The 26,582-nt window shown below is 66.8% G+C and carries 31 protein-coding genes and 1 riboswitch; of the genes, 26 read left to right on the forward strand and 5 right to left on the reverse strand.

The window, feature by feature from the left end:
* The first annotated feature begins 1 nt into the window (after window position 1).
* From EV665_RS07730 to EV665_RS07790, 13 genes are all read left to right on the forward strand, one after another.
* Window positions 2–976, forward strand: coding sequence for a branched-chain amino acid ABC transporter permease (locus EV665_RS07730; protein ID WP_133033645.1), 975 nt, complete (start codon window positions 2–4; stop codon window positions 974–976).
* Complete coding sequence (locus tag EV665_RS07735) at window positions 969–1,718, forward strand: ABC transporter ATP-binding protein (RefSeq protein WP_133033646.1); 750 nt, start codon at window positions 969–971, stop codon at window positions 1,716–1,718. The genes EV665_RS07730 and EV665_RS07735 overlap by 8 nt, the downstream gene beginning before the upstream one ends.
* Window positions 1,715–2,401: an ABC transporter ATP-binding protein gene (locus tag EV665_RS07740; protein ID WP_133033647.1), complete on the forward strand. Its 687-nt coding sequence runs from the start codon at window positions 1,715–1,717 to the stop codon at window positions 2,399–2,401. Before EV665_RS07735 ends, EV665_RS07740 begins: the two co-directional genes overlap by 4 nt.
* Window positions 2,402–2,415: 14 nt before the next feature.
* A complete protein-coding gene (locus EV665_RS07745; protein ID WP_133033648.1) occupies window positions 2,416–3,246 on the forward strand; it encodes an alpha/beta hydrolase in 831 nt (276 codons plus the stop codon).
* Between the two features lie 4 nt (window positions 3,247–3,250).
* Entirely contained in the window at window positions 3,251–3,688 is a 438-nt protein-coding gene (locus EV665_RS07750; protein WP_133033649.1) for a YqaA family protein, read from the forward strand.
* 54 nt (window positions 3,689–3,742) lie between these two features.
* Window positions 3,743–4,288 carry a sigma-70 family RNA polymerase sigma factor gene (locus EV665_RS07755; RefSeq protein ID WP_133033650.1) on the forward strand — a complete coding sequence of 182 codons (546 nt, stop codon included), beginning with the start codon at window positions 3,743–3,745 and terminating at the stop codon, window positions 4,286–4,288.
* Window positions 4,275–5,048, forward strand: coding sequence for an anti-sigma factor family protein (locus tag EV665_RS07760; RefSeq protein WP_133033651.1), 774 nt, complete (start codon window positions 4,275–4,277; stop codon window positions 5,046–5,048). Before EV665_RS07755 ends, EV665_RS07760 begins: the two co-directional genes overlap by 14 nt.
* Window positions 5,049–5,079: 31 nt before the next feature.
* Window positions 5,080–5,796, forward strand: coding sequence for a Bax inhibitor-1/YccA family protein (locus tag EV665_RS07765; protein ID WP_064331329.1), 717 nt, complete (start codon window positions 5,080–5,082; stop codon window positions 5,794–5,796).
* Between the two features lie 304 nt (window positions 5,797–6,100).
* Window positions 6,101–6,217: riboswitch (TPP riboswitch) on the forward strand.
* 92 nt (window positions 6,218–6,309) lie between these two features.
* Window positions 6,310–8,133 (forward strand): phosphomethylpyrimidine synthase ThiC, encoded by a 1,824-nt coding sequence (gene thiC / locus EV665_RS07770; RefSeq protein ID WP_133033652.1) that lies wholly within the window; start codon window positions 6,310–6,312, stop codon window positions 8,131–8,133.
* 2 nt (window positions 8,134–8,135) lie between these two features.
* Window positions 8,136–9,122 (forward strand): glycine oxidase ThiO, encoded by a 987-nt coding sequence (gene thiO / locus EV665_RS07775; RefSeq protein WP_210234612.1) that lies wholly within the window; start codon window positions 8,136–8,138, stop codon window positions 9,120–9,122.
* Entirely contained in the window at window positions 9,119–9,316 is a 198-nt protein-coding gene (gene thiS, locus EV665_RS07780; RefSeq protein ID WP_133033654.1) for a sulfur carrier protein ThiS, read from the forward strand. Before thiO ends, thiS begins: the two co-directional genes overlap by 4 nt.
* Before the next feature lies 1 nt (window position 9,317).
* Window positions 9,318–10,091, forward strand: a complete 774-nt coding sequence (locus EV665_RS07785) for a thiazole synthase (protein ID WP_133033655.1) — start codon at window positions 9,318–9,320, stop codon at window positions 10,089–10,091.
* The gene (locus EV665_RS07790) at window positions 10,088–10,693 is read left to right on the forward strand and encodes a thiamine phosphate synthase (protein WP_133033656.1); all 606 of its coding nucleotides are present in this window, start codon (window positions 10,088–10,090) and stop codon (window positions 10,691–10,693) included. Before EV665_RS07785 ends, EV665_RS07790 begins: the two co-directional genes overlap by 4 nt.
* Here EV665_RS07790 and EV665_RS07795 read toward each other — a convergent pair whose 3' ends face one another.
* Window positions 10,694–11,539, reverse strand: coding sequence for an amidohydrolase family protein (locus tag EV665_RS07795; protein ID WP_133033657.1), 846 nt, complete (start codon window positions 11,537–11,539; stop codon window positions 10,694–10,696).
* A gap of 175 nt (window positions 11,540–11,714) precedes the next feature.
* Between EV665_RS07795 and EV665_RS07800 the strand changes: the two genes are divergently transcribed.
* The gene (locus EV665_RS07800; RefSeq protein ID WP_133033658.1) at window positions 11,715–11,924 is read left to right on the forward strand and encodes a TOBE domain-containing protein; all 210 of its coding nucleotides are present in this window, start codon (window positions 11,715–11,717) and stop codon (window positions 11,922–11,924) included.
* A gap of 56 nt (window positions 11,925–11,980) precedes the next feature.
* Here EV665_RS07800 and tsaA read toward each other — a convergent pair whose 3' ends face one another.
* Together tsaA and EV665_RS07810 are read right to left on the reverse strand one after the other, a co-directional pair.
* On the reverse strand, window positions 11,981–12,502 hold the full coding sequence (gene tsaA, locus EV665_RS07805) for a tRNA (N6-threonylcarbamoyladenosine(37)-N6)-methyltransferase TrmO (protein ID WP_064332650.1): 522 nt from the start codon (window positions 12,500–12,502) through the stop codon (window positions 11,981–11,983).
* Window positions 12,503–12,618: 116 nt separating this feature from the next.
* Window positions 12,619–13,500: a helix-turn-helix domain-containing protein gene (locus tag EV665_RS07810; RefSeq protein WP_133033659.1), complete on the reverse strand. Its 882-nt coding sequence runs from the start codon at window positions 13,498–13,500 to the stop codon at window positions 12,619–12,621.
* 95 nt (window positions 13,501–13,595) lie between these two features.
* Here EV665_RS07810 and EV665_RS07815 point away from each other — a divergent pair, with 95 nt between their 5' ends.
* The 8 genes from EV665_RS07815 to hpaI all read left to right on the forward strand — a co-directional run bounded on the left by EV665_RS07815 (window position 13,596) and on the right by hpaI (window position 21,286).
* Window positions 13,596–15,155, forward strand: coding sequence for a 4-hydroxyphenylacetate 3-hydroxylase N-terminal domain-containing protein (locus EV665_RS07815; protein ID WP_133033660.1), 1,560 nt, complete (start codon window positions 13,596–13,598; stop codon window positions 15,153–15,155).
* 10 nt (window positions 15,156–15,165) lie between these two features.
* On the forward strand, window positions 15,166–15,678 hold the full coding sequence (locus tag EV665_RS07820; protein WP_133033661.1) for a flavin reductase: 513 nt from the start codon (window positions 15,166–15,168) through the stop codon (window positions 15,676–15,678).
* A 75-nt stretch (window positions 15,679–15,753) separates the two neighbouring features.
* Window positions 15,754–16,140, forward strand: a complete 387-nt coding sequence (locus EV665_RS07825) for a 5-carboxymethyl-2-hydroxymuconate Delta-isomerase (protein WP_133033662.1) — start codon at window positions 15,754–15,756, stop codon at window positions 16,138–16,140.
* 22 nt (window positions 16,141–16,162) lie between these two features.
* On the forward strand, window positions 16,163–17,680 hold the full coding sequence (gene hpaE / locus EV665_RS07830; protein ID WP_133033663.1) for a 5-carboxymethyl-2-hydroxymuconate semialdehyde dehydrogenase: 1,518 nt from the start codon (window positions 16,163–16,165) through the stop codon (window positions 17,678–17,680).
* 60 nt (window positions 17,681–17,740) lie between these two features.
* Window positions 17,741–18,721, forward strand: coding sequence for a 3,4-dihydroxyphenylacetate 2,3-dioxygenase (hpaD, locus tag EV665_RS07835; protein WP_133033664.1), 981 nt, complete (start codon window positions 17,741–17,743; stop codon window positions 18,719–18,721).
* A gap of 73 nt (window positions 18,722–18,794) precedes the next feature.
* Window positions 18,795–19,664, forward strand: a complete 870-nt coding sequence (locus tag EV665_RS07840) for a fumarylacetoacetate hydrolase family protein (RefSeq protein WP_133033665.1) — start codon at window positions 18,795–18,797, stop codon at window positions 19,662–19,664.
* Window positions 19,665–19,666: 2 nt separating this feature from the next.
* Window positions 19,667–20,470 (forward strand): 2-oxo-hept-4-ene-1,7-dioate hydratase, encoded by an 804-nt coding sequence (gene hpaH / locus EV665_RS07845; RefSeq protein ID WP_133033666.1) that lies wholly within the window; start codon window positions 19,667–19,669, stop codon window positions 20,468–20,470.
* A gap of 9 nt (window positions 20,471–20,479) precedes the next feature.
* Entirely contained in the window at window positions 20,480–21,286 is an 807-nt protein-coding gene (gene hpaI, locus EV665_RS07850) for a 4-hydroxy-2-oxoheptanedioate aldolase (RefSeq protein ID WP_133033667.1), read from the forward strand.
* Between the two features lie 12 nt (window positions 21,287–21,298).
* On the opposite strand, the gene hpaR is transcribed toward hpaI, so the two are convergent.
* Window positions 21,299–21,802 (reverse strand): homoprotocatechuate degradation operon regulator HpaR, encoded by a 504-nt coding sequence (gene hpaR / locus EV665_RS07855; protein ID WP_133033668.1) that lies wholly within the window; start codon window positions 21,800–21,802, stop codon window positions 21,299–21,301.
* Window positions 21,803–22,000: 198 nt separating this feature from the next.
* Between hpaR and EV665_RS07860 the strand changes: the two genes are divergently transcribed.
* The 3 genes from EV665_RS07860 (at window position 22,001) to EV665_RS07870 (ending at window position 24,228) form a co-directional block, all read left to right on the forward strand.
* Window positions 22,001–22,438 carry a pseudoazurin gene (locus EV665_RS07860; protein ID WP_206362222.1) on the forward strand — a complete coding sequence of 146 codons (438 nt, stop codon included), beginning with the start codon at window positions 22,001–22,003 and terminating at the stop codon, window positions 22,436–22,438.
* 221 nt (window positions 22,439–22,659) lie between these two features.
* Window positions 22,660–23,331: an ankyrin repeat domain-containing protein gene (locus tag EV665_RS07865; protein WP_162853002.1), complete on the forward strand. Its 672-nt coding sequence runs from the start codon at window positions 22,660–22,662 to the stop codon at window positions 23,329–23,331.
* Between the two features lie 60 nt (window positions 23,332–23,391).
* Window positions 23,392–24,228, forward strand: a complete 837-nt coding sequence (locus tag EV665_RS07870; protein ID WP_064331348.1) for a bifunctional allantoicase/(S)-ureidoglycine aminohydrolase — start codon at window positions 23,392–23,394, stop codon at window positions 24,226–24,228.
* Between the two features lie 54 nt (window positions 24,229–24,282).
* Here the strand turns inward: EV665_RS07870 and EV665_RS07875 are convergent, their stop codons facing one another.
* Window positions 24,283–25,470: a cyanate transporter gene (locus EV665_RS07875; RefSeq protein WP_133033669.1), complete on the reverse strand. Its 1,188-nt coding sequence runs from the start codon at window positions 25,468–25,470 to the stop codon at window positions 24,283–24,285.
* A 135-nt stretch (window positions 25,471–25,605) separates the two neighbouring features.
* Here EV665_RS07875 and EV665_RS07880 point away from each other — a divergent pair, with 135 nt between their 5' ends.
* The gene (locus EV665_RS07880; protein WP_133033670.1) at window positions 25,606–26,469 is read left to right on the forward strand and encodes a LysR family transcriptional regulator; all 864 of its coding nucleotides are present in this window, start codon (window positions 25,606–25,608) and stop codon (window positions 26,467–26,469) included.
* Window positions 26,470–26,582 lie beyond the last annotated feature (113 nt).

Below are 26,582 nucleotides of genomic sequence, written 5' to 3' on the forward strand. Positions count from 1 at the left end.
CATGGCGGCCCGCGAAACGACGGTCAACGTCCTCCTCGTCCTCCTGCTGCCGGCCGTCGCGCTCACCGCGCTCTTCATCGGCGAGGCCTTCTACATCACGCTTGCCACCCGCATCGCGATCCTGGCGCTGGCGGCGGTCGGGCTCAACATCGCGCTCGGGCTCGGCGGCCTCGTCTCCTTCGGCCATGCCGCCTTCTTCGGCCTCGGCGGCTATGTGGCCGGCGTGCTGGCCACCCATGCCTTCAACATGGAGCCCGTCGCCTTGGGCCTGCCGGGCACGACCGACATGCCGGTCATCTGGCTCGCCGCGATCCTCCTTTGCGGCCTCGTCGCGCTGCCGATCGGCCTCGTCAGCCTGCGCACGTCCGGCGTCTACTTCATCATGATCACGCTCGCCTTCGCGCAGATGATCTACTATTTCGCGATCTCCTGGCCGGCCTATGGCGGCGAGGACGGCCTGTCGCTCTCCATGCGCAACGGCTTTCCCGGCCTCAACACGGCAAGGCCCTTCCCCTATTTCATAGTGGTCTTCGTGCTGCTGCTCGCGGGCCTTTTCCTCTTCCACCGCCTGCAGGCCTCCCGCTTCGGCGCGGCGCTGGAGGCCGCGCGGCAGAACCCGGCAAGACTCGCCGCGACAGGCATCTCGCCCTTCGCGATCCGTCTCGTCGCCTTCGTGCTCTCGGCCATGATCACCGGCCTTGCGGGCGCACTGTTTGCCGATCTCAACCGCTTCGTCAGCCCCTCCATGCTCTCCTGGCACATGTCCGGCGAATTGATCGTGCTGATCATTCTCGGCGGCAAGAGCCGCCTGTTCGGCCCGCTGGCCGGCGCGGCTCTCTATGTCCTCTTCGAATATGCGCTGGGTGGCCTGACGGAGCGCTGGCAACTCTTCCTCGGCCTCGTCCTGCTCGCCGTCGTCTTCTTCGCCCGCGGCGGGCTGATCGGCCTTCTAGCCGGGAGGCCACGCCATGGCTGAACGGGTCCTCGAAGTCAAAGACCTCGAAAAATCCTTCGGCGCGCTGAAGGCGACGAACGGGGCGAGCCTCGATCTCAGGCCCGGGGAGATCCACGCGCTGATCGGCCCGAACGGCGCGGGCAAGAGCACGCTGATCAACCAGATTTCCGGCGCGCTCGCCCCCGATGCCGGCAGCATCCGCTTCCTCGGCACCGACATCACCATGCTCGATACGGCGCGGCGCGCCCGCATGGGCCTTGCCCGCACCTTCCAGATCTCCTCGCTCGCCCAGGAGTTTTCCGCGCTGCGCAACGTCATGCTCGCCGTGCAGGCGCGGCAGGGAACGAGCCTGCGCTTCTTCCGCCCCGTTATGCGCGACGCCTCGCTCACCGAACCGGCGATGCGGATGCTGTCGCGCGTCGGCCTGGCCGGCCGGGCGAACGTGCCCGCCGCGGCGCTGTCGCATGGCGAACGCCGGCAGCTCGAGATCGCCGTGGCGCTGGCGATGGAACCGAAAGCCTTCCTGCTCGACGAGCCGATGGCCGGCATGGGGCCGGAAGGCTCGAAGGCGCTGACCGGCTTTCTCCACGGGTTGCGCCAGGAAGCGCCGATCCTGCTGGTGGAGCACGACATGGACGCCGTCTTCGCGCTGGCCGACCGCGTGTCCGTGCTGGTCTACGGCCGCATCATCGCGACCGGCAGCGTCAGCGAGATCCGCAACGACCCCGAGGTGCGCCGGGCCTATCTGGGAGAGCCCGCATGAGCCTGCTCGTGCTTGAGGAGATCGAAACCTTCTACGGCGCTTCGCAAGCCCTGTTCGGCGTATCGCTGGCCGTGGGCGAGGGCGAGGTCGTGGCGCTGATGGGCCGCAACGGCATGGGCAAGACGACGACGATCCGCTCGATCCTCGGCCTGACGCCCGCCCGCGCCGGCCGCATCGCCTTCGGCGGCAAGACCGTGACCGCGCTCCTGCCGCATCGCATCGCCCGGCTCGGCATCGGCCTGGTGCCGGAGGGGCGCCGCTGCTTTGCCAACCTGACGGTCGAGGAGAACCTCCTCGCCTCCGCCCGGCGCGGCGCCTGGACGCTGGCGAAGGTCGTCGATCTCTTTCCTCGCCTCGGCGAACGGCTGGGCCAATATGCCGATACGCTGTCCGGCGGCGAGCAGCAGATGCTGGCGATCGGCCGCGCCCTGATGACCAATCCGAAGCTCCTCATCCTCGACGAGGCGACCGAGGGGCTGGCGCCGGTGATCCGGCAGGATATCTGGGCGGCGATCCGGCGGCTGAAGGCCGGGGGCCAGTCGATCCTCGTCGTCGACAAGACGCTCTCGGAACTCCTGCCGCTCACCGATCGCTGCTGCGTGCTGGAAAAGGGCCGCACGGTGTTTTCCGGCCCGCCGCCGGTCTTTACCCGCGACCTGCAGGACCGCTATCTCGGCGTCTGAAAACGGAGGACGGCATGCTCGGCTACAGGATCACCGACTGGGACGACGCCTACGAGAACGGCGGCAATATTCCGGGCGGTACGCGCTGGCCGGCCGCTTGGGTGGAGCCGGCGCAGCAGATGCGCACGGCGCTTGCCGCCGACGGCCGGGCAAGGCTCGATCTTGCCTATGGCGCGGGCGAGCGCAACCGCCTCGATCTCTTCCTGCCCGAGGGCACGCCACGCGGCCTCGTCGTCTACGTGCACGGCGGCTTCTGGCTGCGGCTCGACAAAAGCTTCTGGTCGCATCTCGCTACGGGCGCCCTCGCCCATGGCTACGCCGTCGCCGTGCCCTCCTACACGCTGTGCCCGGCCATCCGCATCGGCGGCATCGTGCGGGAGATCGCGGCGGCGATCGAAACGGCGGCGGGACTGGTCGCCGGCGAGCTCCGCCTGATCGGCCATTCGGCGGGCGGCCAGCTCGTCAGCCGCATGGTGTCGCAGCCCTCGCCGCTTTCCGCCGAAACGCTCGCCCGCATCCGCCATGTCCTCTCGCTCTCCGGCCTGCATGACCTGCGCCCGCTCATGCATACCGCCATGAACGAACGGCTGCACATCGACGAGGCGGAGGCCATCGCCGAGAGCCCGGCCCTGCTGCGCCCTGTCGAGGGCACGCGGCTCACCTGCTGGGTGGGCGCCATGGAGCGGGCGGAGTTCCTGCGCCAGAACGCCCTGCTCGCCAACATCTGGACCGGCCTCGGCGCCACGACGACGACCGTCGTCGAGCCGAACCGGCACCATTTCGACATCGTCGACGGCCTCGCCGACCCCGAACACCCCCTCATCAGAACCTTGCTGTCGCCCTGACCCGATGAGCACGCTTGCCGCCTATGGCGGCCTTTTCCTCGCCGCGCTCGTCGCCGCCACCATCCTGCCGGCCCAGTCGGAAGCGGTGCTCGGCGGCCTGCTGGCCACCGGAACCTATTCGCCGGCGCTGCTGATCCTCGTCGCCGGCACCGGCAATGTCCTGGGATCGGTCATCAACTGGCTGCTCGGCCGCGGTGTAGAACGGTTTCGCGGCACGCGATGGTTTCCGGTCAGCGACGGAAATCTCGATCGGGCAGGGCGATGGTATCGCAGATACGGCTGGTGGAGCCTGCTCTTAAGCTGGATGCCGGTCATCGGCGACCCGCTGACGGTGGCGGCCGGCGTCATGCGCGAGCCCTTCCTGCGCTTCCTGGTCGTCGTCTCCATCGCCAAGTTCGGCCGCTACATCGTGCTCGCCGCCCTCGTGCTGCACTGGCTCTGAAATTTTTTCCGGAAGGAATGGAATGGACGTCGCCCGGCTTTCGTATACTGGGGCATGAACGGAAAGACACCCGGCTTCAACGTGATCGGACAGCTCGCGGCGCTCAGGCGCTACGCGCTCTCGCTCGTGCGCAATCCGGACGAGGCCGAGGACTTGGTGCACGATGCGCTGGTCAAGGCATATGAGCGGCAATCGAGCTTCCGCACCGGCGCCAGCGTGCGCAACTGGCTGATGTCGATCCTGCACAATGCGCATGTCGACCGCCTGCGCCAGCGCCGCTCGCAGGAACGCCGCCACGACGCCGCGGCGGAGCTGGCAGAGGCGTCCGTCCCGGCGAACCAGGACCATTCGGTGCGCCTGACGCAGCTCCGCAACGCCTTCTTCGCCCTGCCGGAAGACCAGCGCGAGGCCCTGCACCTCGTCGCGATCGAGGAGCTTTCCTACCAGGAGGCGGCCGAAACGCTGGGCATTCCGGTCGGCACGCTGATGTCGCGCGTCGCCCGCGCCCGCCAGCGGCTACGCGCCTTCGAACAGAGCGGCGCGACCGCTCCCGTCACACATCTCAGGCTCGTCGGAGGCACTGGCGATGACAAGCAATGATCCCATTCTCGAAACCGACCTCAACGCCTATGTCGACGAGCAGCTCGCCGTCGGCCGGCGCATCGAGGTGGAGGCCTATCTTTCGGAACGGCCGGAGGTCGCGGCGCAGGTCATGAAGGACCTGCGCGTGCGCGACGAGCTGCGCCTGGCGCTCGCCGACCACCGCACGGTGATCCGGCAGGAAACGCGCGAGGCCGCGCGGCTCCTCGAACGCTCGCTGTCGCGCCGCCGCATCTTCTCCGTTTTCCGCCGCGCCGCAGCCATCGCCCTGTTCGTCGGCGCCGGCTGGACGGCCCATGCTATGCTCGGCCCCTTCGGCGCCACCGAGGTCGTGGCCTCCACGCCGCCGCCCGCCTTCGTGGAAGAGGCCGTGCGCGCGCACAAGACGACGCTGCTGCGCGACACGATGGCCTCCCAGCCGGAGACCGAGACCTTCGATCCGGCCGAGATCCGCTCGGCAACCGCGATCGTGCTGCCAGACCTGCCGAAGGGCTGGGGCGTGATCGACACGCAGGTCTTCCCCTCCGCCTACGGCCCGAGCGTCGAGCTGGTGCTGGAACCGCGCAAGGACGAGCGCCTGTCGCTCTTCGCCGTACGCCCGGGCTCGTTCGCCGTGCAGCATGTCCTGCTCTTCCACGCCGACAATGCCCGGGCCGCCTACTGGCAGATCGGCGACGTCGCCTATGCGCTGGTGTCGGAAAGCCGCAAGGCCGACGACCTGGCTGAAACCGCGCGCGATCTCTCGCGCACGCTCTACTGATCAACCGCTTCCAAACCGAAGGAGACATTCGATGGACCCAGTACAACAGCGATTTGGCTACGGCGCGCAGGCGCAGTCGGCCGCCCTCTTCGACGAGGGCCTGCGCCAGCACATGCTGCGCGTCTACAACTACATGGGCGCGGGCCTCGTCATCACCGGCCTCGTTGCCTTCATCGTCGGCTCGACGCCGGCCCTCTACGTGCCGATCTTCTCCTCGCCGCTGAAGTGGGTGGTGATGCTGGCGCCGCTCGCCTTCGTCTTCTTCTTCTCGTTCAAGATCCAGACGATGTCGGCCAGCGCCGCGCAGATGACCTTCTGGGCCTTCTGCGCCGTCATGGGCCTGTCGCTCGCCTCGGTGTTCCTCGTCTTCACCGGCACGAGCATCGCCCGCACCTTCTTCATCGCCGCCACCATGTTCGGCACGACGAGCCTCTACGGCTATGTGACGAAGCGTGACCTGTCGAAGTTCGGCTCGTTCCTGATCATGGGCCTGATCGGCGTCATCATCGCCTCGATCGTCAACATCTTCCTCGGTTCGACCGCGCTGCAGTTCGCCATTTCCGTGATCGGCATCGCCGTCTTCGTCGGCCTCACCGCCTGGGACACGCAGAACATCAAGGAACAGTATGCCGAGAACATCGACCAGGAATCGCAGCAGAAGATGGCCGTGTTCGGTGCGCTTTCGCTGTACCTGAACTTCGTCAACATCTTCCAGCTTCTGCTGAACTTCACGGGCGAACGCGAGTAATCCTCGCAAGGGATTTCAAAGGGAACGGCGGGCAGGACCCCGCCGTTCCCTGTCGTCCCTGTCCCGCCCCACACCCTCCGGTGTAATCCTCGGCCTTGAGCCGAGGAGCTACGTCTCACCCGCAGCCTGTGGATGCTCGGGTCAAGCCCGAGCATGACGGAGGAGAGGGTGCCGCCAGGAAACGAGCAGCATTCTTTGAGGCAAGACCTCCCCCTGACGAGGGCCAGAGTGGTGCACCAATTCGTAAGTAATTACTTACTTATTTTACCCCGTTGACAAATCGGCCGGCAGCGTCTTTGCTTAGGGCATTCACCAGGGGGGTCCCGACAAGGGGCTGAGATACTGCTGGCATTCGCAGCGCAGTGACCCGTTGAACCTGATCCAGTTCATACTGGCGTAGGGACGGTGCAAGCGCTGTAGAACCCGAAATCCGCAACCCGGATTCCGCCTACGCGTCCTTCCATCATTCCGGCTCTAGGACTGGGTCTCCAACCGCAAACTTGGAGCCTCACGATGAACATTGCCGCCCAGAAGCTCACCCCCACCGTCACGACGGGCGCCTTGCCCGCCTCGCGAAAGATCCACATAGCCGGCGAGCAGCACCCGGAGATCCGCGTGCCGATGCGCGAGATCGCGCTGCACCCGACCTCCGGCGAACCGCCGGTCATCGTCTACGACGCCTCCGGCCCCTATACCGACCCCGCCCATGTCGTCTCGATCGAGAGCGGCCTGCCGCGGCTGCGCGAGGCCTGGGTCGCGGCGCGCGGCGACACCGAGGACTATGAAGGCCGCCACATCCGCCCGGAAGACAACGGCTTTGCCACCGGCGAACGGCTGACGCCGGAATTTCCCGTGCGCAACCGGCCGCGCCGAGCGAAGGACGGCAAGGCGGTGACCCAGCTCGCCTATGCCCGCGCCGGCATCATCACGCCGGAAATGGAATTCATCGCCATCCGCGAGAACCTCGGCCGCAAGGCCGCCAAAGAGGCGCTCATCCGCGACGGCGAGAGCTTCGGCGCCCATATCCCGGATTTCGTGACGCCGGAATTCGTTCGCCAGGAAGTCGCGAGCGGCCGGGCCATCATCCCGGCCAACATCAACCATCCGGAAGCCGAGCCGATGATCATCGGCCGGAACTTCCTGGTGAAGATCAACGCCAATATCGGCAATTCCGCCGTCACCTCCTCCATGGCGGAAGAGGTCGAGAAGATGGTCTGGGCGATCCGCTGGGGCGGCGATACGGTCATGGACCTCTCCACCGGACGCAATATCCACAACATCCGCGAATGGATCATCCGCAATGCGCCGGTCCCGATCGGCACGGTGCCGCTCTACCAGACGCTGGAGAAGGTCAACGGCATTGCCGAGGACCTCACCTGGGAGGTCTTCCGCGACACGCTGATCGAGCAGGCCGAACAGGGCGTCGACTATTTCACCATCCATGCCGGCGTGCGGCTCGCCTATATCCCGCTCACCGTGGGCCGCGTCACCGGCATCGTCTCGCGCGGCGGCTCGATCATGGCCAAGTGGTGTCTCCATCACCACCGGGAAAGCTTCCTCTACGAGCATTTCGAGGAGATCTGCGACATCTGCCGCGCCTATGACGTCTCCTTCTCGCTGGGCGACGGGCTGCGCCCCGGCTCGATCGCCGACGCCAACGACGCCGCGCAGTTCGCCGAACTCGAAACGCTCGGCGAGCTGACGCAGATCGCCTGGGCAAAGGACTGCCAGGTCATGATCGAAGGCCCCGGCCATGTGCCGATGCACAAGATCAAGGAGAACATGGACAAGCAGCTGAAGACCTGCGGCGAGGCGCCGTTCTACACGCTCGGGCCGCTGACGACCGACATCGCCCCCGGCTACGACCACATCACCTCGGGCATCGGCGCGGCGATGATCGGCTGGTTCGGCACGGCCATGCTCTGCTACGTCACGCCGAAGGAACATCTCGGCCTGCCCGACCGCGACGACGTGAAGGTCGGCGTCATCACCTACAAGATCGCCGCCCACGCCGCCGACCTCGCCAAGGGCCATCCGGCAGCGAAGATCCGCGACGACGCGCTGTCTCGCGCCCGCTTCGAGTTCCGCTGGGAGGACCAGTTCAACCTCTCGCTCGACCCGGAAACCGCCCGCGCCTTCCACGACGAGACGCTCCCGAAGGAGGCGCACAAGGTGGCGCATTTCTGCTCCATGTGCGGCCCGAAATTCTGCTCCATGCGCATCTCGCACGACATCCGCGCCGAGGCGCAGAAGGAGGGGCTGGAGGCCATGGCGGCGAAATATCGCGACGGCGGCGACCTCTACATGCCGCTTGCCGGCGTCCCGGCGGGAGAATGACCATGCGCGTCCTCGTCAAGGGGGCCGGCGTTGCCGGCCTCACGGTCGCCTGGCAGCTCTATCGCCACGGTTTCGACGTCACCATCACCGAGCGCGCCGAAAAGGTGGGCCTCGGGGCCTCCGGCTTTGCCGGCGGCATGCTGGCCCCCTGGTGCGAGCGGGAGAGCGCGGAGGAGCCCGTGCTCACGCTCGGCCGCTCGGCCGCCGACTGGTGGGAGGCGGCCGTGCCCGGCCATGTCAGGCGCCGGGGAACGCTGGTCGTCGCCGCCGGCCGCGATGCCGGGGAGCTCGACCGCTTCGCCCGCCGGACGAGCGGCTGGGAATGGCTGGACGATGCCGCCATCGCCGCGCTGGAACCGGATCTCGCCGGCCGCTTCCCCAAGGCCCTGTTCTTCCGGCAGGAAGCCCATCTCGATCCGCAACGGGCGCTCTCGGCCCTCACCGCCGGGCTCGAGGAGGCGCGCATGCTCTTCCTCTTCGGCGCGGACGGCACGCCGGATGCGGCACGCTACGACCGCGTGGTCGACTGCACCGGCGCGGCCCGGATCGGCAGTCTGCCGGATCTTAGGGGCGTGCGCGGCGAGATGCTCTATGTGGAGACCCCCGAGATCAACCTCTCCCGCCCCGTCCGCCTGCTGCATCCGCGCCACCCGATCTACGTCGTGCCGCGCGGAAGGAACCGCTTCATGGTGGGCGCGACCATGATCGAGAGCGCCGACGGCGGCGGCATCACCACCCGCTCGCTCATGGAGCTGCTGAACGCCGCCTACACGCTGCACCCGGCCTTTGGCGAGGCGCGGCTCACGGAAACCGGTGCCGGCATCCGCCCGGCCTATCCCGACAACCTGCCGCGCGTCAGCGAGCATGATGGCACGCTCCATGTGAACGGCCTCTATCGCCACGGCTTCCTGCTTGCCCCCGCCATGGCGGGCGAGGTCGCGCGGCGGCTCCTCGCGGAGCAGGCGCAACCGGAAAGGAGGGCATCATGACCTTCATCATCAACGGCGAGGAACAGGAGATCGCGGCGACGACGCTTGCCGATCTTCTCTCCGCCCTCGACTACGAGGGCGAATGGCTCGCGACGGCCGTCAACGGCGAACTGGTGCACCGCGAGGATCGTGCGGGCTTCACGCTCGGCGCGCGCGACCGCATCGAAATCCTCTCGCCCATGCAGGGAGGCTGACATGCTGAAGCTCTACGATACCGAGGTGCGCTCGCGCCTGCTGCTCGGCACCGCCCGCTATCCCTCCCCCACGATCCTCGCCGAAGCCGTGCGCCGCGCGAAGGCGGAGATCGTCACCGTGTCGCTGCGGCGGGAAACCGCCGGCGGCAAGGCGGGCGGCGCGTTCTTCGAGCTGATCCATGCGCTCGGCGTGCATGTCCTGCCCAACACCGCCGGCTGCCACAGCGTGCAGGAGGCCGTGCTGACGGCCAGGATGGCCCGCGAGGTCTTCCGCACGGACTGGATCAAGCTGGAGGTGATCGGCCATCACGACACCTTGCAGCCCGACGTCTTCGGCCTCGTCGAGGCGGCGCGCATCCTGACGGGCGAAGGCTTCCAGGTCTTCCCTTATACGACGGACGACCTCGTCGTCGCGGAAAAGCTGGTCGAGGCCGGCTGCCGCGTGCTGATGCCCTGGTGCGCGCCGATCGGCTCGGCCATGGGGCCGGTGAACCCGATGGCGCTGCGCGCCTTCCGGGCGCATTTCCCTGACGTGCCGCTGATCGTCGATGCCGGCATCGGCCGCCCATCGCACGCCGCCGGCGTCATGGAACTCGGTTATGACGCCGTGCTGCTCAACACCGCCGTCGCCGGCGCCGGCGATCCGGCGGCGATGGCCGAAGCCTTTGCGCTTGCCATCGATGCCGGCCGCCTCGCCCATGCCGCCGTGCCGCTGGAGCCGCGCGACATGGCCGTTCCCTCCACCCCCGTCATCGGAAAGGCCGTCTTCTCATGACGCTCGATCCCTTCTACCTCATCGTCGACAGCGCCGACTGGATCGACCGGCTCGTGCCGGTCGGCGTGAAACTCGTGCAACTGCGCATGAAGAACACGCCGGACGATCGTCTGCGTGACGAGATCCGCCGGGCGAAAGCCACCTGCGCCGAACATGGCTGCCAGCTCATCGTCAACGACTACTGGCAGATCGCCATCGAGGAGGGCTGCGATTACGTGCATCTCGGCCAGGAGGATCTGGTGACCGCCGATGTCGGCGCCATCCGCGCGGCCGGAATGAAGCTCGGCCTTTCCACCCATGACGATGCGGAGCTCGACATCGCCCTTGCGGCAAGGCCCGATTATGTCGCGCTCGGCCCGGTCTGGCCGACGATCCTGAAGAAGATGAAATGGGCGCCGCAAGGCGTCGAGCGGCTCAGGGACTGGAAGACGCGCATCGCACCGCTTCCCCTCGTCGCCATCGGTGGCCTCAACCCGGATCGCCTGCAAGCCGTCTTCGAAAACGGTGCCGACAGCGCCGCCGTGGTGACCGATATCACGCTGAACGCCGATCCGGAGGCGCGCACGCGCGAATGGATCGAACGCACGGCGCGCTGGCGGTGATCACGCCTTCGGCGCGATCTTCCAGAGCCGCCCGGCATTTTCCGAGAGCACGCGGCGCTTGTCTTCCAGGCTGACGCCTGACAGCAGCGCCTGCGTCGCGCCGATCCAGGTGGAAAGCCCGCCGCCGAGCGTGCAGACCGGCCAGTCACTGCCCCAGACCATGCGTTCGAAGCCGAAATGCTCCGCCACATGGGCGAAATAGGGTTTCAGGCCCTCCAGCGTCCAGTCTTCCGCGCCATAGGCGGGGATGCCGGACAGCTTCACCGTGACGTTCGGCCGGCGCGCGATCTCCGCGACCGGCCCCTTCCAGGCATCGAAGCCGCCACCCTTGATGTCGGGCACGCCGCAATGATCGAGCACGAAGGAGACGTCGGGCGCAAGGTCCGCCAGCGCGATCGCCTTCCCGATCTGGTGCGGCAGGACGCAGAGATCGAAATTGAGGCCGGTGCCCGCCAGCCGCCGGATGTTCTCGCGAAAGAGCGCGCCTTCCGAGACATCGTCGGGCACGACATGCAGCACGCGGCGGAAGCCGCGCACGAAGGGATTGGCGAGGACCGCCTCGAGATAGGCCGGAAAGTCGGGCGACTCCGGCCGGCAGGCGACGATGGCGCCGACGAGCAGGCTGCCCGTCTCTCCCGCGAGGGCCTCGACCACGGCCGTCTCGCGCGCGACATCGCCCTCCGCCACATCCACTTCCATATGCAGCGCCGCGACGATGCCGAGGCGACGCGCTTCCCGCGCATAGGCCTCCTGCGTGAAATCGGCATCAAGCGGCGGCACGCCGGCAAGCCAGGGATAGGACAGCTGGTCCCGGTAGATGAGATGCAGGTGCGTATCGACGATCATGCGGGCCTCCTCCAAGCACGGCGAACACTGCCACAGAAGAATTATTCATTCAAATACGAATTGACCGGCGCGCGGCGCCCTGATTCCACGCGGCGGTAAACAGCGTGAGCAACCGCGGAGGCTACCAATCCGGCCCGACCCTCCTACCTTCCCTTCCAGCAACAGGAGGAACCGCATGAAGATCAGCGCACGCAACCGCCTCAGGGGCAAGATCGTCGAAGTCGTTCTCGGCGCGACGACGGCCCATGTCCGCATCGATGTCGGCGGATCGATCATCACCGCCGCCATCACCAACGATGCGGTGAACGAACTCGGCCTTGCCGCCGGCCGGGAGGCCTATGCGCTGATCAAGGCATCGGACGTGATGGTGGGTATCGACGATTAGGGTGTCCCGGCGCAATTCCGGGCGCAAGACCGCTTCGCAGTTTCACTGGAATTGCTTCAATCGTCGATCTTCTTGCACATATGCACCGGCTCGGTCGCGAAGTCGCCCTTCTGCGGCGGCGCGATCGGCTTGAACAGGCTGCGCTCCGGCTTCAGGTCGATCAGCGGCGTGCCGTCGAGGCAATCGAGCCCGCGCACGAACAGCCGGTTGCCCTCGATCTTCTCCAGGACGACGATCGACGTGCCGATCGGATTGGGCCGGACGGGCGAGCGCAGCGAGAAGGTGCCGTGCACCTCGCCGTTCGAGGCCGGGCTTTGCAGCACGAGGTCGCGGCGCGACTGGTGCAGCCAGTAGAGCACCTCCAGCCGCTCGAAACGCTCCGCCCCCTTCAATGCCTGCACCCAGGGCTCGAAGACCTCGATGGTGCAGACCGGCCCGTCGGGGCGCCCCTGGCGCGGCGTTTCCATGCGGGAGGTCCAGGGCGTCGAAATCCGGCCGATGAAGACGATGTGCGCGTCTGCGGTCTCCGGCGGGGTGATGGCCACCTCGTTCTCGCGGATCTCATTCAACCGGACCATGCAACGCTCCATCGCTGTATTTCTTGAAATATGACGATAACCTCCGAACGCGGTGAGGGAAAGATGCCCGGAGACAGGAAGACGGCGACAGATTGACCACCTTGACGCAGGCAGCCTCAGCCGGCACCGGACGCCTCGGCATTCCGCGCACGCCAGTCCGTCGGGGAAAGGCCGGCCCGCTTGCGGAAGAAACGCGAGAAATAGGCGGGATCCTCGAAGCCGATCTCCCGGCCGATATCCTCCACCGGACGGATGGTGAAGCGCAGCAGGCGCTTGGCCTCCAGCAGGCGCCGTTCCAGCACCATGTCCTTCACCGTCTGGCCGAAGACCGTGCGCGCCGCCTTGTCGAGCAGGTGCGGCGTCGTCGCCAGCCGTTCGACATAGCGCCCGACCGGCCAGTCCTCCCGATAGTGCCGGTCGATGGCGCGGCGCAGCTCCAGCCCCAGCGCGACCGCAGGCGAGGCCGCCGCAAAGCCGCCCGCGCCGCCAAGCCGCGCCATCAGCGAGAGGACGACGCCGATCAGCCCGGCAAGCACCCGCTCGCTCGCCCCCGCGCCACCGCGATACTCCTCCATCACCATGGCAAGCAGCGCGTCGATCCGCATCCAGCCGGGGGCATCCGCCGCGCCGGAAAGCAGCACCGGCGCATCGAGCGCCAGGTCCACCTGCGGCGCCATCGCCCTCAACTGGTCGTCCGAGATGGAGACGACGATGGCATCCGACTGTTCGCCGACATCGAAGCCGTGCACGACGTTGCTCGGTACGAAGCTGATCGCCGGAGCGGAAAAATTCCAAGTCCGATCCTCGATCCGGTAACGCCCCTCGCCCTTGAACCAGTAGGTGATCTGTCCCATCAGCGGATGCTTGTGTGGCGCGACCTGCCCGAAATGCAGGCTTTTGCGCTCCATCACCGTCTCGACATGCAGGAATCCGACGTCGAGCGTGCGGCTCGGCTCGCCATAGACGAAGAAGGCGGGGACATCCTTGCGCAGGGTCATGCCGGAAAAAGTACCAGCGAATTGCCGTGTTTGTCCATGGCACTCCGGACGCCCCCGACTTAGCGTTTGTCAGGATTTTTGAGGAGGAGCATCCCATGCGCGCGGAAGATCATCGCAGCGACAAGACCCGGCCGTTCACCGGCGCCGAATATCTCGCAAGCCTGCGCGACGGACGCGAGGTCTACATCAACGGCGAACGCATCGCCGATGTCACCAGCCATCCGGCCATGCGCAATTCGGCCCGCTCCATCGCCCGCATGTACGATGCGCTGCACGATCCGCAGCGGAAGGACCGCCTGACATCGCCGACCGACACCGGTTCCGGCGGCTATACGCACAAATATTTCCGCGTCGCCCATTCCGCCGCCGATCTCGTTGCCCAGCAGGGTGCCATCGCCGACTGGGCGCGCATGTCCTACGGCTGGATGGGTCGCACGGCCGATTACAAGGCGGCGCTGATGAACACGCTCGGGGCGAATGCCGACTGGTACGGCCCGTTCAAGGACAACGCGCTGTCCTGGCACAGGCGGGCGCAGGAAAGCGTGCTCTTCATGAACCACGCCATCGTCAACCCGCCGATCGACCGCCACAAGCCGGCCGACGCGGTGAAGGACGTCTTCGTGCACATCACGAAGGAGACGGATGCCGGAATTTATGTCTCGGGCGCCAAGGTCGTCGCCACCTCCTCGGCGCTGACGCACTACAATTTCCTCGCCCAGAGCTCGGCGACCGTCACCGAGGACCCGTCGCTGTCGGTCATGTTCATCCTGCCGATGAATGCGCCCGGCGTGAAGATGTTCTGCCGCACCTCCTATGAGCAGACAGCGGCGACCGCGGCCCATCCCTTCGACTATCCGCTTTCCTCGCGCTTCGACGAGAACGATGCGATCCTGGTGCTCGACAATGTCTTCGTGCCCTGGGAGGATGTGCTGGTGCTGCGCGATGCCGCCAAGATCCTGTCCTTCCACCCGGCCTCGGGCTTCATGCACGGCTATTGCTTCCAGGGCTGCACGCGGCTTGCGGTGAAGATGGACTTTCTCGCCGGCCTGCTCGCAAAGGCCCTGCGCGCCACCGGGGGCGATGCCTTCCGCGGCAACCAGGCGATGCTCGGCGAGGTGATCGCCATCCGCCACCAGTTCTGGTCCTTCTCCAACGCCATGGCCTACAACCCGATCCCCTGGGCGGGCGGCGCGGTGCTGCCGAACCTCGAAGCGGCGCTCTGCTATCGCACCTTCATGTCGGAGGCCTATCCGAAGGTCATCGACATCGTGCGCCGCACGGTGGCCTCCGGCCTCATCTACCTGCCCTCCTCGGCAAAGGACTTCTCGAACCCGGAGATCGACCGCTATCTCGCGCAATATGTGCGCGGCTCGAACGACATGGGCCATGTCGAGCGCATCAAGATCATGAAGCTCCTGTGGGATGCGACCGGCACGGAATTCGGCGGCCGCCACGCGCTCTACGAATTGAACTATGCCGGCGCGCCGGAGGAGGTGCGCCTTCAGGTGCTGAAGGGTGCCGAGCGCGGCGGGCGGCTGAAGGAGATGGAAGCGCTGGTCGACCAGTGCATGGCCGATTACGACGAGAGTGGCTGGACCGGCGACACCTGGCTGCCGCCGCTTGGCAGCGATGCCGTCCGCGACGCGGCCGAATGAGGAGCGCGCCATGGACACCGGCATTTCCAGGGCCGAGTTCCGCAATGCGATGGCCCGGGTCTGCGCCCCGGTCAACGTGATCACCACCAAGGGCGCCGCCGGGCGCGGCGGCTTCACCGCCACCGCCATGTGCTCGGTGACCGACGAGCCGCCGACGCTGCTCGTCTGCATGAACAGCCGTTCGGCACAGAGCGGCCTCTTCATCGAGAACCGCCGCTTCTGCGTCAACGTGCTGACGCAGGAGCACAAGGCGCTCGCCGCCTCCTTCGCCGGGCGCGAGGCCGATATGGAGGCGCGCTACGCCGATGCGGCCTGGACCGACCTTCCCTCCGGCAACCAGGCGCTGGCCGATGCCATCGTTTCCTTCGATTGCCGGCTGACGGAGGCCCGGCTGGTGGGCACGCACAACATCCTCATCGGCGAGGTCGTGGACATCCGTTGCCGGCGCGACGGGCATGCGTTGCTCTATTTCGACCGCAACTACGTGCATGTGCCGACCCAGGCCGGCAGCTTCGGGGGTTGAGAACGGCGATAGCCTCTTGACAACCGGTCTTCTATTTAACATGTTAAATAAAAAATGCCGTGCGCGGGAGGAACCATGCCGCATCTGACAGTGGAATATTCGGCCAATCTGGAAGGCCGCGCGGATCTCGGCGCCCTCTGCGTGGCGCTGCTCGAAACGATGCTGGAAACCGGCCTTTTCGAGATCGGCGCGGTGCGCGTGCGGGCGCTCAGGGCCGACCACTATGCGATTGCCGACCTTCTGCCGGAAAACGCCTTCGTCGACCTCAACCTGCGCATCGGCAAGGGGCGCAGCGCGCAGGAGAAGAAACGCACCGGCGAGGCGCTGTTTGCCACAGCAAGCAGGCTCCTCGCCCCGCTCTTCGAGACGCCGCACGTCGCGCTTTCGCTGGAAATCCGCGAGATCGACGCGGAGCTGAGCTGGAAGAAGAACGCCATCCATCCGCGCCTGCGCGCCAAATAACGGAAATTCCCAGGATACTCTCATGTCGAAACACCAGGAAAACATGGCGAAGGCGGCGACCTATCTTGCCCGCTTCAAGGAGAAGGGCGTCCTCAACCGCATCGCCGGCGAGGACCTGCCGGCCGAGGGCGGCGCGACCTTCGAGACCATCTCTCCCGTCGACCTCGCACCGCTCGCAACGGTGGCAAAAGGCACGGCCGCCGACATCGATCGTGCGGCGAAAGCCGCCAGGGCCGCCTTCGCCGACTGGGCCGCCATGCCGGGCGGAACGCGCAAGAAGCTCATGCACAAGATCGCCGATGCCATCGTGGCGCGGGCGGAGGAAATCGCCTTCGTCGAATGCATGGACACCGGGCAGTCGCTGCGCTTCATGGCCAAGGCCGCACTGCGCGGGGCGGAGAACTTCCGCTTCTTCGCCGACCGCGCGCCGGAGGCCCGCGACGGCAGGACGCTGCGCGCCGAGGGCCAGGTCAACATGACGACCCGCATGCCGATCGGCCCGGTCGGCATCATCACGCCGTGGAACACGCCCTTCATGCTGTCCACCTGGAAGATCGCCCCGGCGCTCGCCGCCGGCTGCACCATCGTGCACAAGCCGGCCGAGTTCTCGCCGCTGACGGCGCGCCTGCTGGTGGAGATCGCCGAGGATGCGGGCCTGCCCAGAGGCGTGTGGAACCTCGTCAACGGCTTTGGCGAAGATGCCGGCAAGGCGCTCACCGAACATCCCCTCATCAAGGCCATCGGCTTCGTCGGCGAAAGCCGCACCGGCTCGATGATCATGAAGCAGGGCGCCGACACGCTGAAGCGCGTGCATTTCGAACTCGGCGGCAAGAACCCGGTCATCGTCTTCGCCGATGCGGACCTCGAACGCGCGGCGGACGCCGCCGTCTTCATGATCTATTCGCTGAACGGCGAACGCTGCACCTCCTCCTCCCGCCTGCTGGTGGAAGAGAGCATCTACGACCGCTTCACCGCCCTCGTCGCGGAAAAGGCGAAACGCATCAAGGTCGGCCATCCGCTCGATCCGGAAACCATCGTCGGCCCGCTCATCCACCCGGTGCACGAGAAGAAGGTTCTCGAATACATCGCCATCGGCCGGTCCGAGGGCGCGACGGTCGCGGCCGGCGGGGAAAAATTCGACGGGCCGGGTGGCGGCTGCTATGTCGCGCCGACGCTGTTCACCGGGGCGAACAATGGCATGCGCATCGCCCAGGAGGAGATTTTCGGGCCGGTGCTGACCGCCATCCCCTTCAAGGACGAGGCCGAGGCGCTCGCGCTCGCCAACGACGTCCAGTACGGCCTCACCGGCTATCTCTGGACATCGGACGTCACCCGCGCCTTCCGCTTCACCGATCGTCTCGACGCCGGCATGATCTGGGTGAATTCGGAGAATGTGCGCCACCTGCCGACGCCCTTCGGCGGCGTGAAGAATTCCGGCATCGGCCGCGATGGCGGCGACTGGTCCTTCGACTTCTACATGGAGACGAAGAACATCGCCTTCGCCACGAGCGCCCATGCCATCCCGAAGCTCGGCGGCTGACCGCCGGAAGACCAGACTGCGCCCGTCCTCGCCTGCCGAGGCGGGCTTGAGGAGGAACCCATGCCCGTACCCCAGCCGAACCTCTACCCGCCCTTCAACATCGTGCGCCTCAGCCATGTCGAGTTCGGCGTCACCGACCTTGCAAAGTCCCGCGCCTTCTATGTCGACACGCTCGGCCTGCAGGTGACGGACGAGACCGCCGACACGATCTATCTGCGGGCCATGGAGGAGCGCGGCCACCATTGCATCGTGCTGAGGAAATCCGGCAAGCCGGAAGCCCGCGACCTCGGCTTCAAGGTCTTCGACGAGGAGGACCTCGAAAAGGCCGTGCACTTCTTCAAGGGCAAGGGCCTGCCGGTGGAATGGGTCGAGCGCCCCTACCAGGGCCGCACCTTCCGCACGCGCGATCCGCACGGCATTCCTCTGGAATTCTACACGAAGATGGACCGCCTGCCGCCGATCCACCAGAAATATGCGCTCTATCGCGGCGTCAAGCCGCTGCGCATCGACCACTTCAACTGCTTCTCGCCCGATGTCGACGCCTCCGTCGCCTTCTACAACGAGCTCGGCTTCCGCGTGACGGAATATACCGAGGACGAAGAGAGCGGAAAGCTCTGGGCAGCCTGGACCCATCGCAAGGGCGGCGTGCACGACATCGCCTTCACCAACGGCCGTGGACCCCGCCTGCACCACACCGCCTTCTGGGTGCCGACGCCGCTCAACATCATCGACCTCTTGGACCTGATGGCGACGACCGGCTGGGTCGACCATATCGAGCGCGGCCCCGGCCGCCACGGCATTTCCAATGCCTTCTTCCTCTACATCCTCGATCCCGACGGGCACCGCATCGAGATCTACTGCTCGGACTACCAGACGGTCGACCCCGACCTCGAGCCGATCAAGTGGGACCTGAAGGACCCGCAGCGCCAGACGCTCTGGGGGGCTCCGGCGCCAAAATCCTGGTTCGAGCATGGCAGCCTCTTCGCCGGCACCGAGGTCGCGGATCCGCAGCTCAAGGCCCAGCCCATCATCGCGCCCTGAAGGGCGCGCCGACCGCATCGAGGACGCCGCCGGCAGAGGCCTCTGCCCGGTGGCACTGCCAGGGAACACCAGGATGGACCATCCCAGATTTGCCAGCTTCAGCATCGGCCCGCGCAAGGGCTACGGCCTGATCGTCGCGGGCGGCGTGATCGACCTTTCCGCCCGCTTTGCCGGCCGCTTCCCGACGCTGAAGGAGGTCGTGGAAGCCGGCGCCTTCGGCGAACTGCTGGCCACCGCCGCCGGGCAGAAGCCGGATCATGCGCTGGACGAGATCACCTACGAGATCCCGATCCCCGCGCCGGAGAAGATCATCTGCGTCGGCGTGAACTTTCCCGACCGCAACGCGGAATACAAGGACGGCCAGGCCGCCCCCGCCAATCCCTCGCTGTTCATCCGCTTCCCGCGCTCTTTCACCGGCCACGACCGGCCGCTGATCCGCCCACCGGAAAGCCCGCAGCTCGACTACGAGGGCGAGATCGTCATCGTCATCGGCAAGGGCGGGCGGCGGATTGCCGAAGCCGACGCACTGAGCCACATCGCGGCGCTCTCGCTCTGCAACGAGGGCACCATCCGCGACTGGGTGCGCCATGCCAAGTTCAACGTCACCCAGGGCAAGAACTTCGACCGGAGCGGCTCGATCGGCCCCTGGCTCGTGCCCTATGCGGACGAAAGCCAGCTTGCCGACATCCGGCTCGAAACCCGCGTCAACGGCGATGTGCGCCAGAGCGACCGCACCGGCCGCATGACCTTCTCCTTCCGCAAGATCATCGCCTATATCTCCACCTTCACGACGCTCGTGCCCGGCGACGTCATCGTGACAGGCACGCCGACCGGCGCCGGCGCGCGCTTCGATCCGCCGATCTGGCTGAAGCCGGGCGACGTGGTCGAGGTCGAGGCCGAGGGCATCGGCACGCTCCGCAACACCATCGCCGACGAGGTCTGACCATGATGACGCCAGAGGAGATCCACGCCGCCGCGGCCAGCCTCGACGAGGCCGAGCGCACCCGCATCCAGACCGGCCTTCTCTCGCTGAAGCACCCCGGCATCACCATGGACGACGCCTATGCGATCCAGGGGGCCTGGGTGAGGAAGAAGATCGCCGACGGCCGCCGGGTGATCGGCTGGAAGATCGGCCTCACCTCCAAGGCCATGCAATATGCGCTGAACATCGACATCCCGGATTCCGGCGTGCTCTTCGACGACATGGTCTTCGAGGACGGCGCGACCGTGCCCGCCGGCCGCTTCATCCAGCCGCGCGTCGAGGCGGAGATCGCCTTCGTGATGAAGGCGCCGCTGAAAGGGCCGGGCATCACCGTCTTCGACGTGCTGAACGCCACGGACTACGTCACACCGGCGCTGGAAATCCTCGACACGCGCATCCTGCGCGTCGACCCCGAAACGAAGACGGCACGCACCATCTTCGACACGATCTCCGACAATGCCGCCAATGCCGGCATCGTCACCGGCGGGCGCGCGGTCAGGCCGGATGCGATCGACATGCGCTGGATGGGCGCCATCGTCAGCCGCAATGCGGAGGTCGAGGAAACCGGCCTCGGCGCCGGCGTGCTCAACCAGCCGGCGCGCGGCGTCGCCTGGCTCGCCAACCGGCTGGCGCAGTATGGCGACGGCATCGAGGCCGGCCAGATCGTGCTCGCCGGTTCGTTCATCCGGCCGGTGGAAGCCCGCCACTGCGATACGATCGTCGGCGATTTCGGCCCCTACGGCACCGTCAGCCTGTTCTTCGCCTGAGGTGGAAAGATGCCCGCTCCGAAAAACCGCTTCAAGCATGCGCTCCGCGAGGGTCGCGCGCAGATCGGCCTCTGGCAGGCGCTCGCCAATCCCTACACGGTCGAGATCTGCGCCGAGGCCGGCTACGACTGGTTGCTGCTCGATGCCGAGCACGCGCCGAACGACGTGCCGCTGCTCGTCTCGCAGCTCCAGGCGATGAAGGGCACGGCAAGCCATGCCGTCATCCGCCCGCCGGTCGGCGAGACCTGGATCGTCAAGCAATTGCTGGATATCGGCGCGCAGACGCTGCTCATCCCGATGGTCGACAGCAAGGCGATGGCCGAGGCGATGGTGAAGGCGGTGCGCTATCCGCCGCATGGCGTGCGCGGCGTCGGCGCGGCGCTCGCCAGAGCCTCCGCTTTCAACCGCACGGCGGACTATCTGCAGACGGCGAACGCGGAAATCTGCCTGCTGCTGCAGGTCGAAAGCCGCGCCGGGCTGGAGGCGCTCGACGACATCGCCGGAACCGAGGGTGTGGACGGCGTCTTCATCGGTCCGGCCGACCTCGCCGCCGACATGGGTTTCCTCGGCAGGCCGGGCGCGCCCGAAGTGCAGGCCGAGGTGGAAAAGGCGCTGAAGAAGATCCAGGGACACGGCAAGGCGGCGGGCATCCTCATCGGCGACCTCGGGCTTGCCAAGCGCTACCTGGAGCTCGGCGCCACCTTCGTCGCCATCGGCAACGACGTGACGCTGCTCGCCAATGCCACGACGAAGCTGCTCGCCGATTTCAAGGCCGCCGAGCCGGCGAAGACCCCGGCCGGCGCCAGGGTCTACTGATCCGGAATTGCCCTATTCCTCGCTGATCGCCTTGCCGTCGAGCTTGAGGGCGGCGAGTTCTTCCAGCATGTCGAGCAGTTCCTCGACGCGCTCGGCGCCGAAACGGGCGTCGATATCCGCATAGACGCGGCGGGAATCCGGCATGACCTCGTCGATGACGGCCTGGCCGGCCGGCGCGAGCCTCAGCAGCACGCGGCGTCCGTCTTCCTTGTCCTTGTGCCGGGTGATCAGGCCACGCTCTTCCAGCGAACGCAGCATGCGCGTCAGGCTCGGCGCCAGGATGAAGGCCTTCTCCGCCACCTCCGTCGCATCGAGCGTGCCGGCTTCCGAAAGCGCACGGATCACCCGCCATTGCTGTTCGGTCACGTCGTGGTCGGCAAGGATCGGCCGGAAATGGCTCATCACCGCCTCGCGCGCCTTCAGGAGACCGATCGCCAGCGAGCGGCGGCGCTCGCGCGGCAGCGCATCCTTCGTTTCGTCGGGGGTGTTCATGTCGAGAGGGGCACCGTTCGTCATCCTGCCTCTATCCGCGATTTTTCCGGCCTGTGCAATGCACGGGGCAGTATAGAACAACGATCGACGGACCTGCGACAGGACGCCACGCACCATCGCCGCGTTGTTTGATTAAAGTCAAAGAGCTAGACCGTCGGCGGGTCTACTTCCTTGCTCATGAACGAGAGACGTTCGTCAGCAAGGAGAATTCCAGTGCGTATCATGGCAAAGAGCATCGTCGGCGCGGCAGCAGTCATTCTGGCGCTTGCGCTTCCGGCAGCAGCGGCAGATTTCGAAGTGCATATGCTGAACAAGGGTGCCGAAGGCGCCATGGTGTTCGAGCCGGCCTTCGTGAAGGTCGCCCCCGGCGATACCGTCACCTTCATCCCGACTGACAAGGGACACAATGTCGAGACGATCAAGGACATGATCCCCGAGGGGGCGGAAGCCTTCAAGAGCAAGATCAACGAGAACTTCAAGGTCACCTTCGACAAGCCCGGCGCCTATGGCGTCAAGTGCACGCCGCATGTCGGCATGGGCATGGTGGGCATCGTGGTCGTCGGTGATGCGCCGGCCAATCTCGATGCGGTCAAGACCGGCAAGCTGCCGAAGAAGGCCCGTGAGCGCATGGACGCCGCCATCGCCGCAGTCGGCCTGTAACGGCCTCCTTTCGGAGCGGGGGCGGAACCCGGGGCGGAGCGATCCGCTCCGGGTTTTCCTTGTCCGCCGATGAGGATGTACAGGAGGCCCTGCTTGTCTTCAGGCGCGTAGGGAGCAGCTCCGCACAAATTCCATTTTCTGCATGATATGGATTTGCACATTTAATTTTCTAATGGCATCGGCCCCTGCTAGTTTGACACCACGAACCAACGGGAACGCGCATGCTGAAACTCGCCCTGCTGTCAGCCTGGCTTCTCCTTGCGGCTTTCTGTCCTCCCCTTCTTGCCGGCGAAACTGCCATGGACATGCAACTGCACAAGGCGGCCGCCGCCGATGACGCCGCCGCCATCAAGACGCTGCTCGCCAGGGGCGCCAGCATCGACGCGCGGGACGCCAGCGGCGCGACGGCACTGCTCGTCGCCACGCATGGCAACAGGGTGAACGCCGCCCGCGCGCTGATCGAGGCCGGCGCCGACGTCAACGCCAAGGACGCCATCAGCGACAGCCCCTATCTCTATGCCGGCGCGCGCGGCCATCTCGAGATCCTGAAGCTGACGCTTTCCCACGGCGCCGACCTCAAGAGCACCAACCGCTATGGCGGCACCGCCATCATTCCGGCCGCCGAGCGCGGCCATGTCGAGACCGTCGACACGCTGATCAAGGCCGGCGCCGATGTCGATCATGTCAACCGCCTTGGCTGGACGGCGCTCCTGGAGGCGATCATCCTCAGTGACGGCGGGCCACGCCATGTCGAGATCGTCGCGCTGCTGATCGCCGCCGGCGCCGATGTCGAGCTTGCCGACAATGACGGCGTCAGCCCGCTCCGGCATGCCCGCGGCCGCGGCTATGACGAGATCGCCGCGCTGCTGGAAAAGGCTGGCGCGAAGAGATGAGCGGGCGACGAACGCCCCGCCGAAGACCACCGGAAACACGCAACCAAAGGGCCTGAGACGATGCAACGAAGCTACTACTCCTCCCTCGGCGGGCACCCTCCGCAGAGCGACCTCCTGACCGGCCGCGCCGTCTTCACCGAGGCCTATGCGGTGATCCCCAAGGGGGTGATGCAGGACATCGTCACCAGCTTCCTGCCCTTCTGGAACGACACGCGCTGCTGGGTCATCGCCCGCCCGCTTTCCGGCTTTGCCGAGACCTTCTCGCAATATGTCATGGAAGTGGCGCCGGGCGGCGGCAGCGACCGGCCGGAGCAGGATCCCGAGGCCGAGGGCGTGCTCTTCGTCGTCGATGGCGAGGTGGAACTGACGCTGCCGACCGGCAAGCACGTGCTGCAGCCGGGCGGCTACGCCTTCCTGCCGCCGGCCCTGAAATGGTCGCTGCATAACCGCTCTGGCGTCCATGCCCGCTTCCACTGGATCCGCAAGGCCTATGAGGCCGTCGATGGCCTTGCCCATCCCGAGCCGCTGATCCTCAACGAGAAGGACATCACCCCGGCGGCCATGCCCGGCACGAACGGCGGCTGGGCGACGACGCGTTTCGTCGACCCGAACGACCTGCGCCACGACATGCATGTGACGATCGTCACGCTGATGCCCGGCGCCGTCATTCCCTTCGCGGAAACCCATGTCATGGAGCACGGGCTCTACGTGCTGCAGGGCAAGGCCGTCTATCGCCTGAACCAGGACTGGGTGGAGGTGGAGGCCGGCGACTTCATGTGGCTGCGCGCCTTCTGCCCGCAGGCCTGCTATGCCGGCGGCCCCGGCCCGTTCCGCTACCTGCTCTACAAGGACGTCAACCGCCACATGAACCTGCGCCCCTTCGGCGGCCGCCGTTAGGCCAGACGTCACCCGACCGGAAACCCGCGCCGCACCCGGCGCGGGTTTCTTCGTTCATGGGGTGGAGGGCATCGCCACCGGATAGTGCCGCGGGTCGAAGCGCAGATAGAGCAGCGCCGTTGCCAGCACGCAGCCGAGATGCAGCACCCAGCCCGCCGAAAAGCCGCCCGTCCAGTCGTGCAGCAGCGCCATCGCATAGGGGCCGAGCGCGGCGATGAGGAAGCCGCCGCCCTGCATCAGCGCGGCCAGCGCACCGGCCTGCTCGGGCCGCGGCAGATGGTCGAGCGCGGTGACGATGGCAAGCGCGAAGCTGCCGCCGAGGCCCGCGCCGCACAGCCCGGCCCACGCGGCCGGCGCCATGCCGGGAAGGACAGCAAGGCCGAAGAAACCGACGGCCTGGAAGAAGATCGTCAGCCAGAGCCAGCGACGGCGGTCGACATTGCCGCGCGCCAGGATGGGGAGGCCGAGCGCGGCGACGGCCTGACAGATCGCCATGACGGCGACGAGATCGCTGCTGTCGGCGCTCGTCCAGCCCTGCGCCCGGTAATAGGGCGAAAGCCAGGCGATCATCGAGCAATAACCGGCATTGACCAGCCCGAAGGCGCCCATCAGCGCCCAGGTCCTCGGCCGGCGCAGGAGCCGCCACGTCAGCACGCCGTCAGGCCGGCTCGACTTCACGGCCGGCAGGATGCGCCAGGACGCGGCGAGCGCGACGGCAACCGGCAGCGCCAGCCAGGCGAGCGACGCCCGCCAGCCATAGCCGGCATGCACGAGCACCGGCATCAGCCGCGCCCCGAAGGCGCCGCCGGCCATGATCATCGCCGAATAGAGCCCCGTCACGATAGGCACGCTTGCCGGAAAGCGCGCCTTGATGATGCCGGGAAAGGCCGCCTGGATGAAGGCGACGCCGATGCCGCAGAGCGCCGCCGTCACGATCAGCGACAGGCCGTCCCAGGCAACGAGGCGCAACGCCGAGCCGGCGAAGAGCACGGCCAGCGCGATCAGCAGGCCGCGCCGCGCGCCGAGCCGCACCAGAAGACCCGGCGCCACGAAGGCGCCGAGGCCCATCAGGAGCATCGGCAGCAGCGTCAGCATCGCGATGCCGCCATAACCGAGGCCGGTATCCGCGCCGATCTCCGCCAGGATCGGCGCCGGGGCCGCAAGGAAGGGCCGGAGGTTGAGGCCGATCAGCACCACCAGTGCAAGCATTACCCAATCGCGGCCGGAGCGCGTATCCGTCATGGTTCGACTTTCGTGCTGAAAAGACATGTCGGGCCGAGCGCGGCCGCCGACCTTCGCCTATCGCTACCATCCGCTTGAATCATGCGCAAATTAGATGTTTAGATAGCTGTCATTCCGATTTCCAATGGAGATCCCGTGCTCGATCCGCGCCTGCTCCGGGCCTTCGTGGCGATTGCCGATGCCGGCAGCTTCACCGCCGCGGCCGACCGCCTGCACATGACCCAGTCGACGATGAGCCAGCAGATCGCCCGCCTCGAGGAGGCGATCGGCCGGGAGCTGGTCGACCGCGCCGCGCGGCCCGTGCGCCTGACGGTGACCGGCGAACGCCTGCTTGGCCACGCCCGGCGCATCCTCGCGCTGCAGACCGAGGTGCTGACGCTGGTCGCGGAGACCTCCGGCACCACATCGGTGCGCATCGGCATGCCCGACGATATCGCGACGCCCGAAATGGCCCACGCCTTCGCCGCCTTCGCCAGGCGCCACAAGGAGGCGCGCCTCGACGTCACCACGGGGCTGCGCGCCGACCTGACGCGGCGCTACCGCTCCGGCGAACTCGACATCGTCGTGCTCAAGGAGGACACGCCGAGCGCCGATAGCTGGGCGAGCTTCGAGGAACCGATCGCCTGGTTCACCGCGCTGGACGCGCCGGCGGACCTGCCCGATCCCGTGCCGCTGGTCACCTTTCCGCCCGGCGGGCTCTACCGGGACGCCATGTTCGAACGCCTGGAGCGGGAACGGCGGCGCTGGTATGTCGCCTTCACCTCGGCCAGCCTGCGCAACGTGCTGATGGCCATCGAGGCCGGCCTCGGTCTCTCGCTGCTGCCCGTCGACGCGGCGAAGGAGTGGCGGGTGAAACGCTTTGCCGATTTTCCGCCGGAGCCGCCGGTCGTTGCCTCGCTCTATTCCTGGGAGCGGAACGGCATCGTGGGCGAGCTTGCAAGCGAGGTGCTCGACATCCTCAAGCGGCATTTCGCGCGCGAAAGACACTCCGTCTCCTAGCCCCGCGCACTCGCCGCACCGCCTGTGTTTCCCCGCATTGAAGGGCAGGACGGGCATAACGCCCTGAAAATGCCTTGGAACAATTCGGGAGGATTTGCGTTTTCTGACCGAGA

It is taken from the genome of Shinella granuli (assembly GCF_004341885.1).
Classification (GTDB): Bacteria; Pseudomonadota; Alphaproteobacteria; order Rhizobiales; family Rhizobiaceae; genus Shinella; species Shinella granuli.

Coding starts and splice junctions, on each gene's coding strand:
- EV665_RS07730 (WP_133033645.1), top strand. CDS start 2: ATGGCGGCCCGCGAAACGACGGTCAACGTCCTCCTCGTCCTCCTGCTG.
- EV665_RS07735 (WP_133033646.1), top strand. CDS start 969: ATGGCTGAACGGGTCCTCGAAGTCAAAGACCTCGAAAAATCCTTCGGC.
- EV665_RS07740 (WP_133033647.1), top strand. CDS start 1,715: ATGAGCCTGCTCGTGCTTGAGGAGATCGAAACCTTCTACGGCGCTTCG.
- EV665_RS07745 (WP_133033648.1), top strand. CDS start 2,416: ATGCTCGGCTACAGGATCACCGACTGGGACGACGCCTACGAGAACGGC.
- EV665_RS07750 (WP_133033649.1), top strand. CDS start 3,251: ATGAGCACGCTTGCCGCCTATGGCGGCCTTTTCCTCGCCGCGCTCGTC.
- EV665_RS07755 (WP_133033650.1), top strand. CDS start 3,743: ATGAACGGAAAGACACCCGGCTTCAACGTGATCGGACAGCTCGCGGCG.
- EV665_RS07760 (WP_133033651.1), top strand. CDS start 4,275: ATGACAAGCAATGATCCCATTCTCGAAACCGACCTCAACGCCTATGTC.
- EV665_RS07765 (WP_064331329.1), top strand. CDS start 5,080: ATGGACCCAGTACAACAGCGATTTGGCTACGGCGCGCAGGCGCAGTCG.
- thiC (WP_133033652.1), top strand. CDS start 6,310: ATGAACATTGCCGCCCAGAAGCTCACCCCCACCGTCACGACGGGCGCC.
- thiO (WP_210234612.1), top strand. CDS start 8,136: ATGCGCGTCCTCGTCAAGGGGGCCGGCGTTGCCGGCCTCACGGTCGCC.
- thiS (WP_133033654.1), top strand. CDS start 9,119: ATGACCTTCATCATCAACGGCGAGGAACAGGAGATCGCGGCGACGACG.
- EV665_RS07785 (WP_133033655.1), top strand. CDS start 9,318: ATGCTGAAGCTCTACGATACCGAGGTGCGCTCGCGCCTGCTGCTCGGC.
- EV665_RS07790 (WP_133033656.1), top strand. CDS start 10,088: ATGACGCTCGATCCCTTCTACCTCATCGTCGACAGCGCCGACTGGATC.
- EV665_RS07795 (WP_133033657.1), bottom strand. CDS start 11,539: ATGATCGTCGATACGCACCTGCATCTCATCTACCGGGACCAGCTGTCC.
- EV665_RS07800 (WP_133033658.1), top strand. CDS start 11,715: ATGAAGATCAGCGCACGCAACCGCCTCAGGGGCAAGATCGTCGAAGTC.
- tsaA (WP_064332650.1), bottom strand. CDS start 12,502: ATGGTCCGGTTGAATGAGATCCGCGAGAACGAGGTGGCCATCACCCCG.
- EV665_RS07810 (WP_133033659.1), bottom strand. CDS start 13,500: ATGACCCTGCGCAAGGATGTCCCCGCCTTCTTCGTCTATGGCGAGCCG.
- EV665_RS07815 (WP_133033660.1), top strand. CDS start 13,596: ATGCGCGCGGAAGATCATCGCAGCGACAAGACCCGGCCGTTCACCGGC.
- EV665_RS07820 (WP_133033661.1), top strand. CDS start 15,166: ATGGACACCGGCATTTCCAGGGCCGAGTTCCGCAATGCGATGGCCCGG.
- EV665_RS07825 (WP_133033662.1), top strand. CDS start 15,754: ATGCCGCATCTGACAGTGGAATATTCGGCCAATCTGGAAGGCCGCGCG.
- hpaE (WP_133033663.1), top strand. CDS start 16,163: ATGTCGAAACACCAGGAAAACATGGCGAAGGCGGCGACCTATCTTGCC.
- hpaD (WP_133033664.1), top strand. CDS start 17,741: ATGCCCGTACCCCAGCCGAACCTCTACCCGCCCTTCAACATCGTGCGC.
- EV665_RS07840 (WP_133033665.1), top strand. CDS start 18,795: ATGGACCATCCCAGATTTGCCAGCTTCAGCATCGGCCCGCGCAAGGGC.
- hpaH (WP_133033666.1), top strand. CDS start 19,667: ATGATGACGCCAGAGGAGATCCACGCCGCCGCGGCCAGCCTCGACGAG.
- hpaI (WP_133033667.1), top strand. CDS start 20,480: ATGCCCGCTCCGAAAAACCGCTTCAAGCATGCGCTCCGCGAGGGTCGC.
- hpaR (WP_133033668.1), bottom strand. CDS start 21,802: ATGACGAACGGTGCCCCTCTCGACATGAACACCCCCGACGAAACGAAG.
- EV665_RS07860 (WP_206362222.1), top strand. CDS start 22,001: ATGGCAAAGAGCATCGTCGGCGCGGCAGCAGTCATTCTGGCGCTTGCG.
- EV665_RS07865 (WP_162853002.1), top strand. CDS start 22,660: ATGCTGAAACTCGCCCTGCTGTCAGCCTGGCTTCTCCTTGCGGCTTTC.
- EV665_RS07870 (WP_064331348.1), top strand. CDS start 23,392: ATGCAACGAAGCTACTACTCCTCCCTCGGCGGGCACCCTCCGCAGAGC.
- EV665_RS07875 (WP_133033669.1), bottom strand. CDS start 25,470: ATGACGGATACGCGCTCCGGCCGCGATTGGGTAATGCTTGCACTGGTG.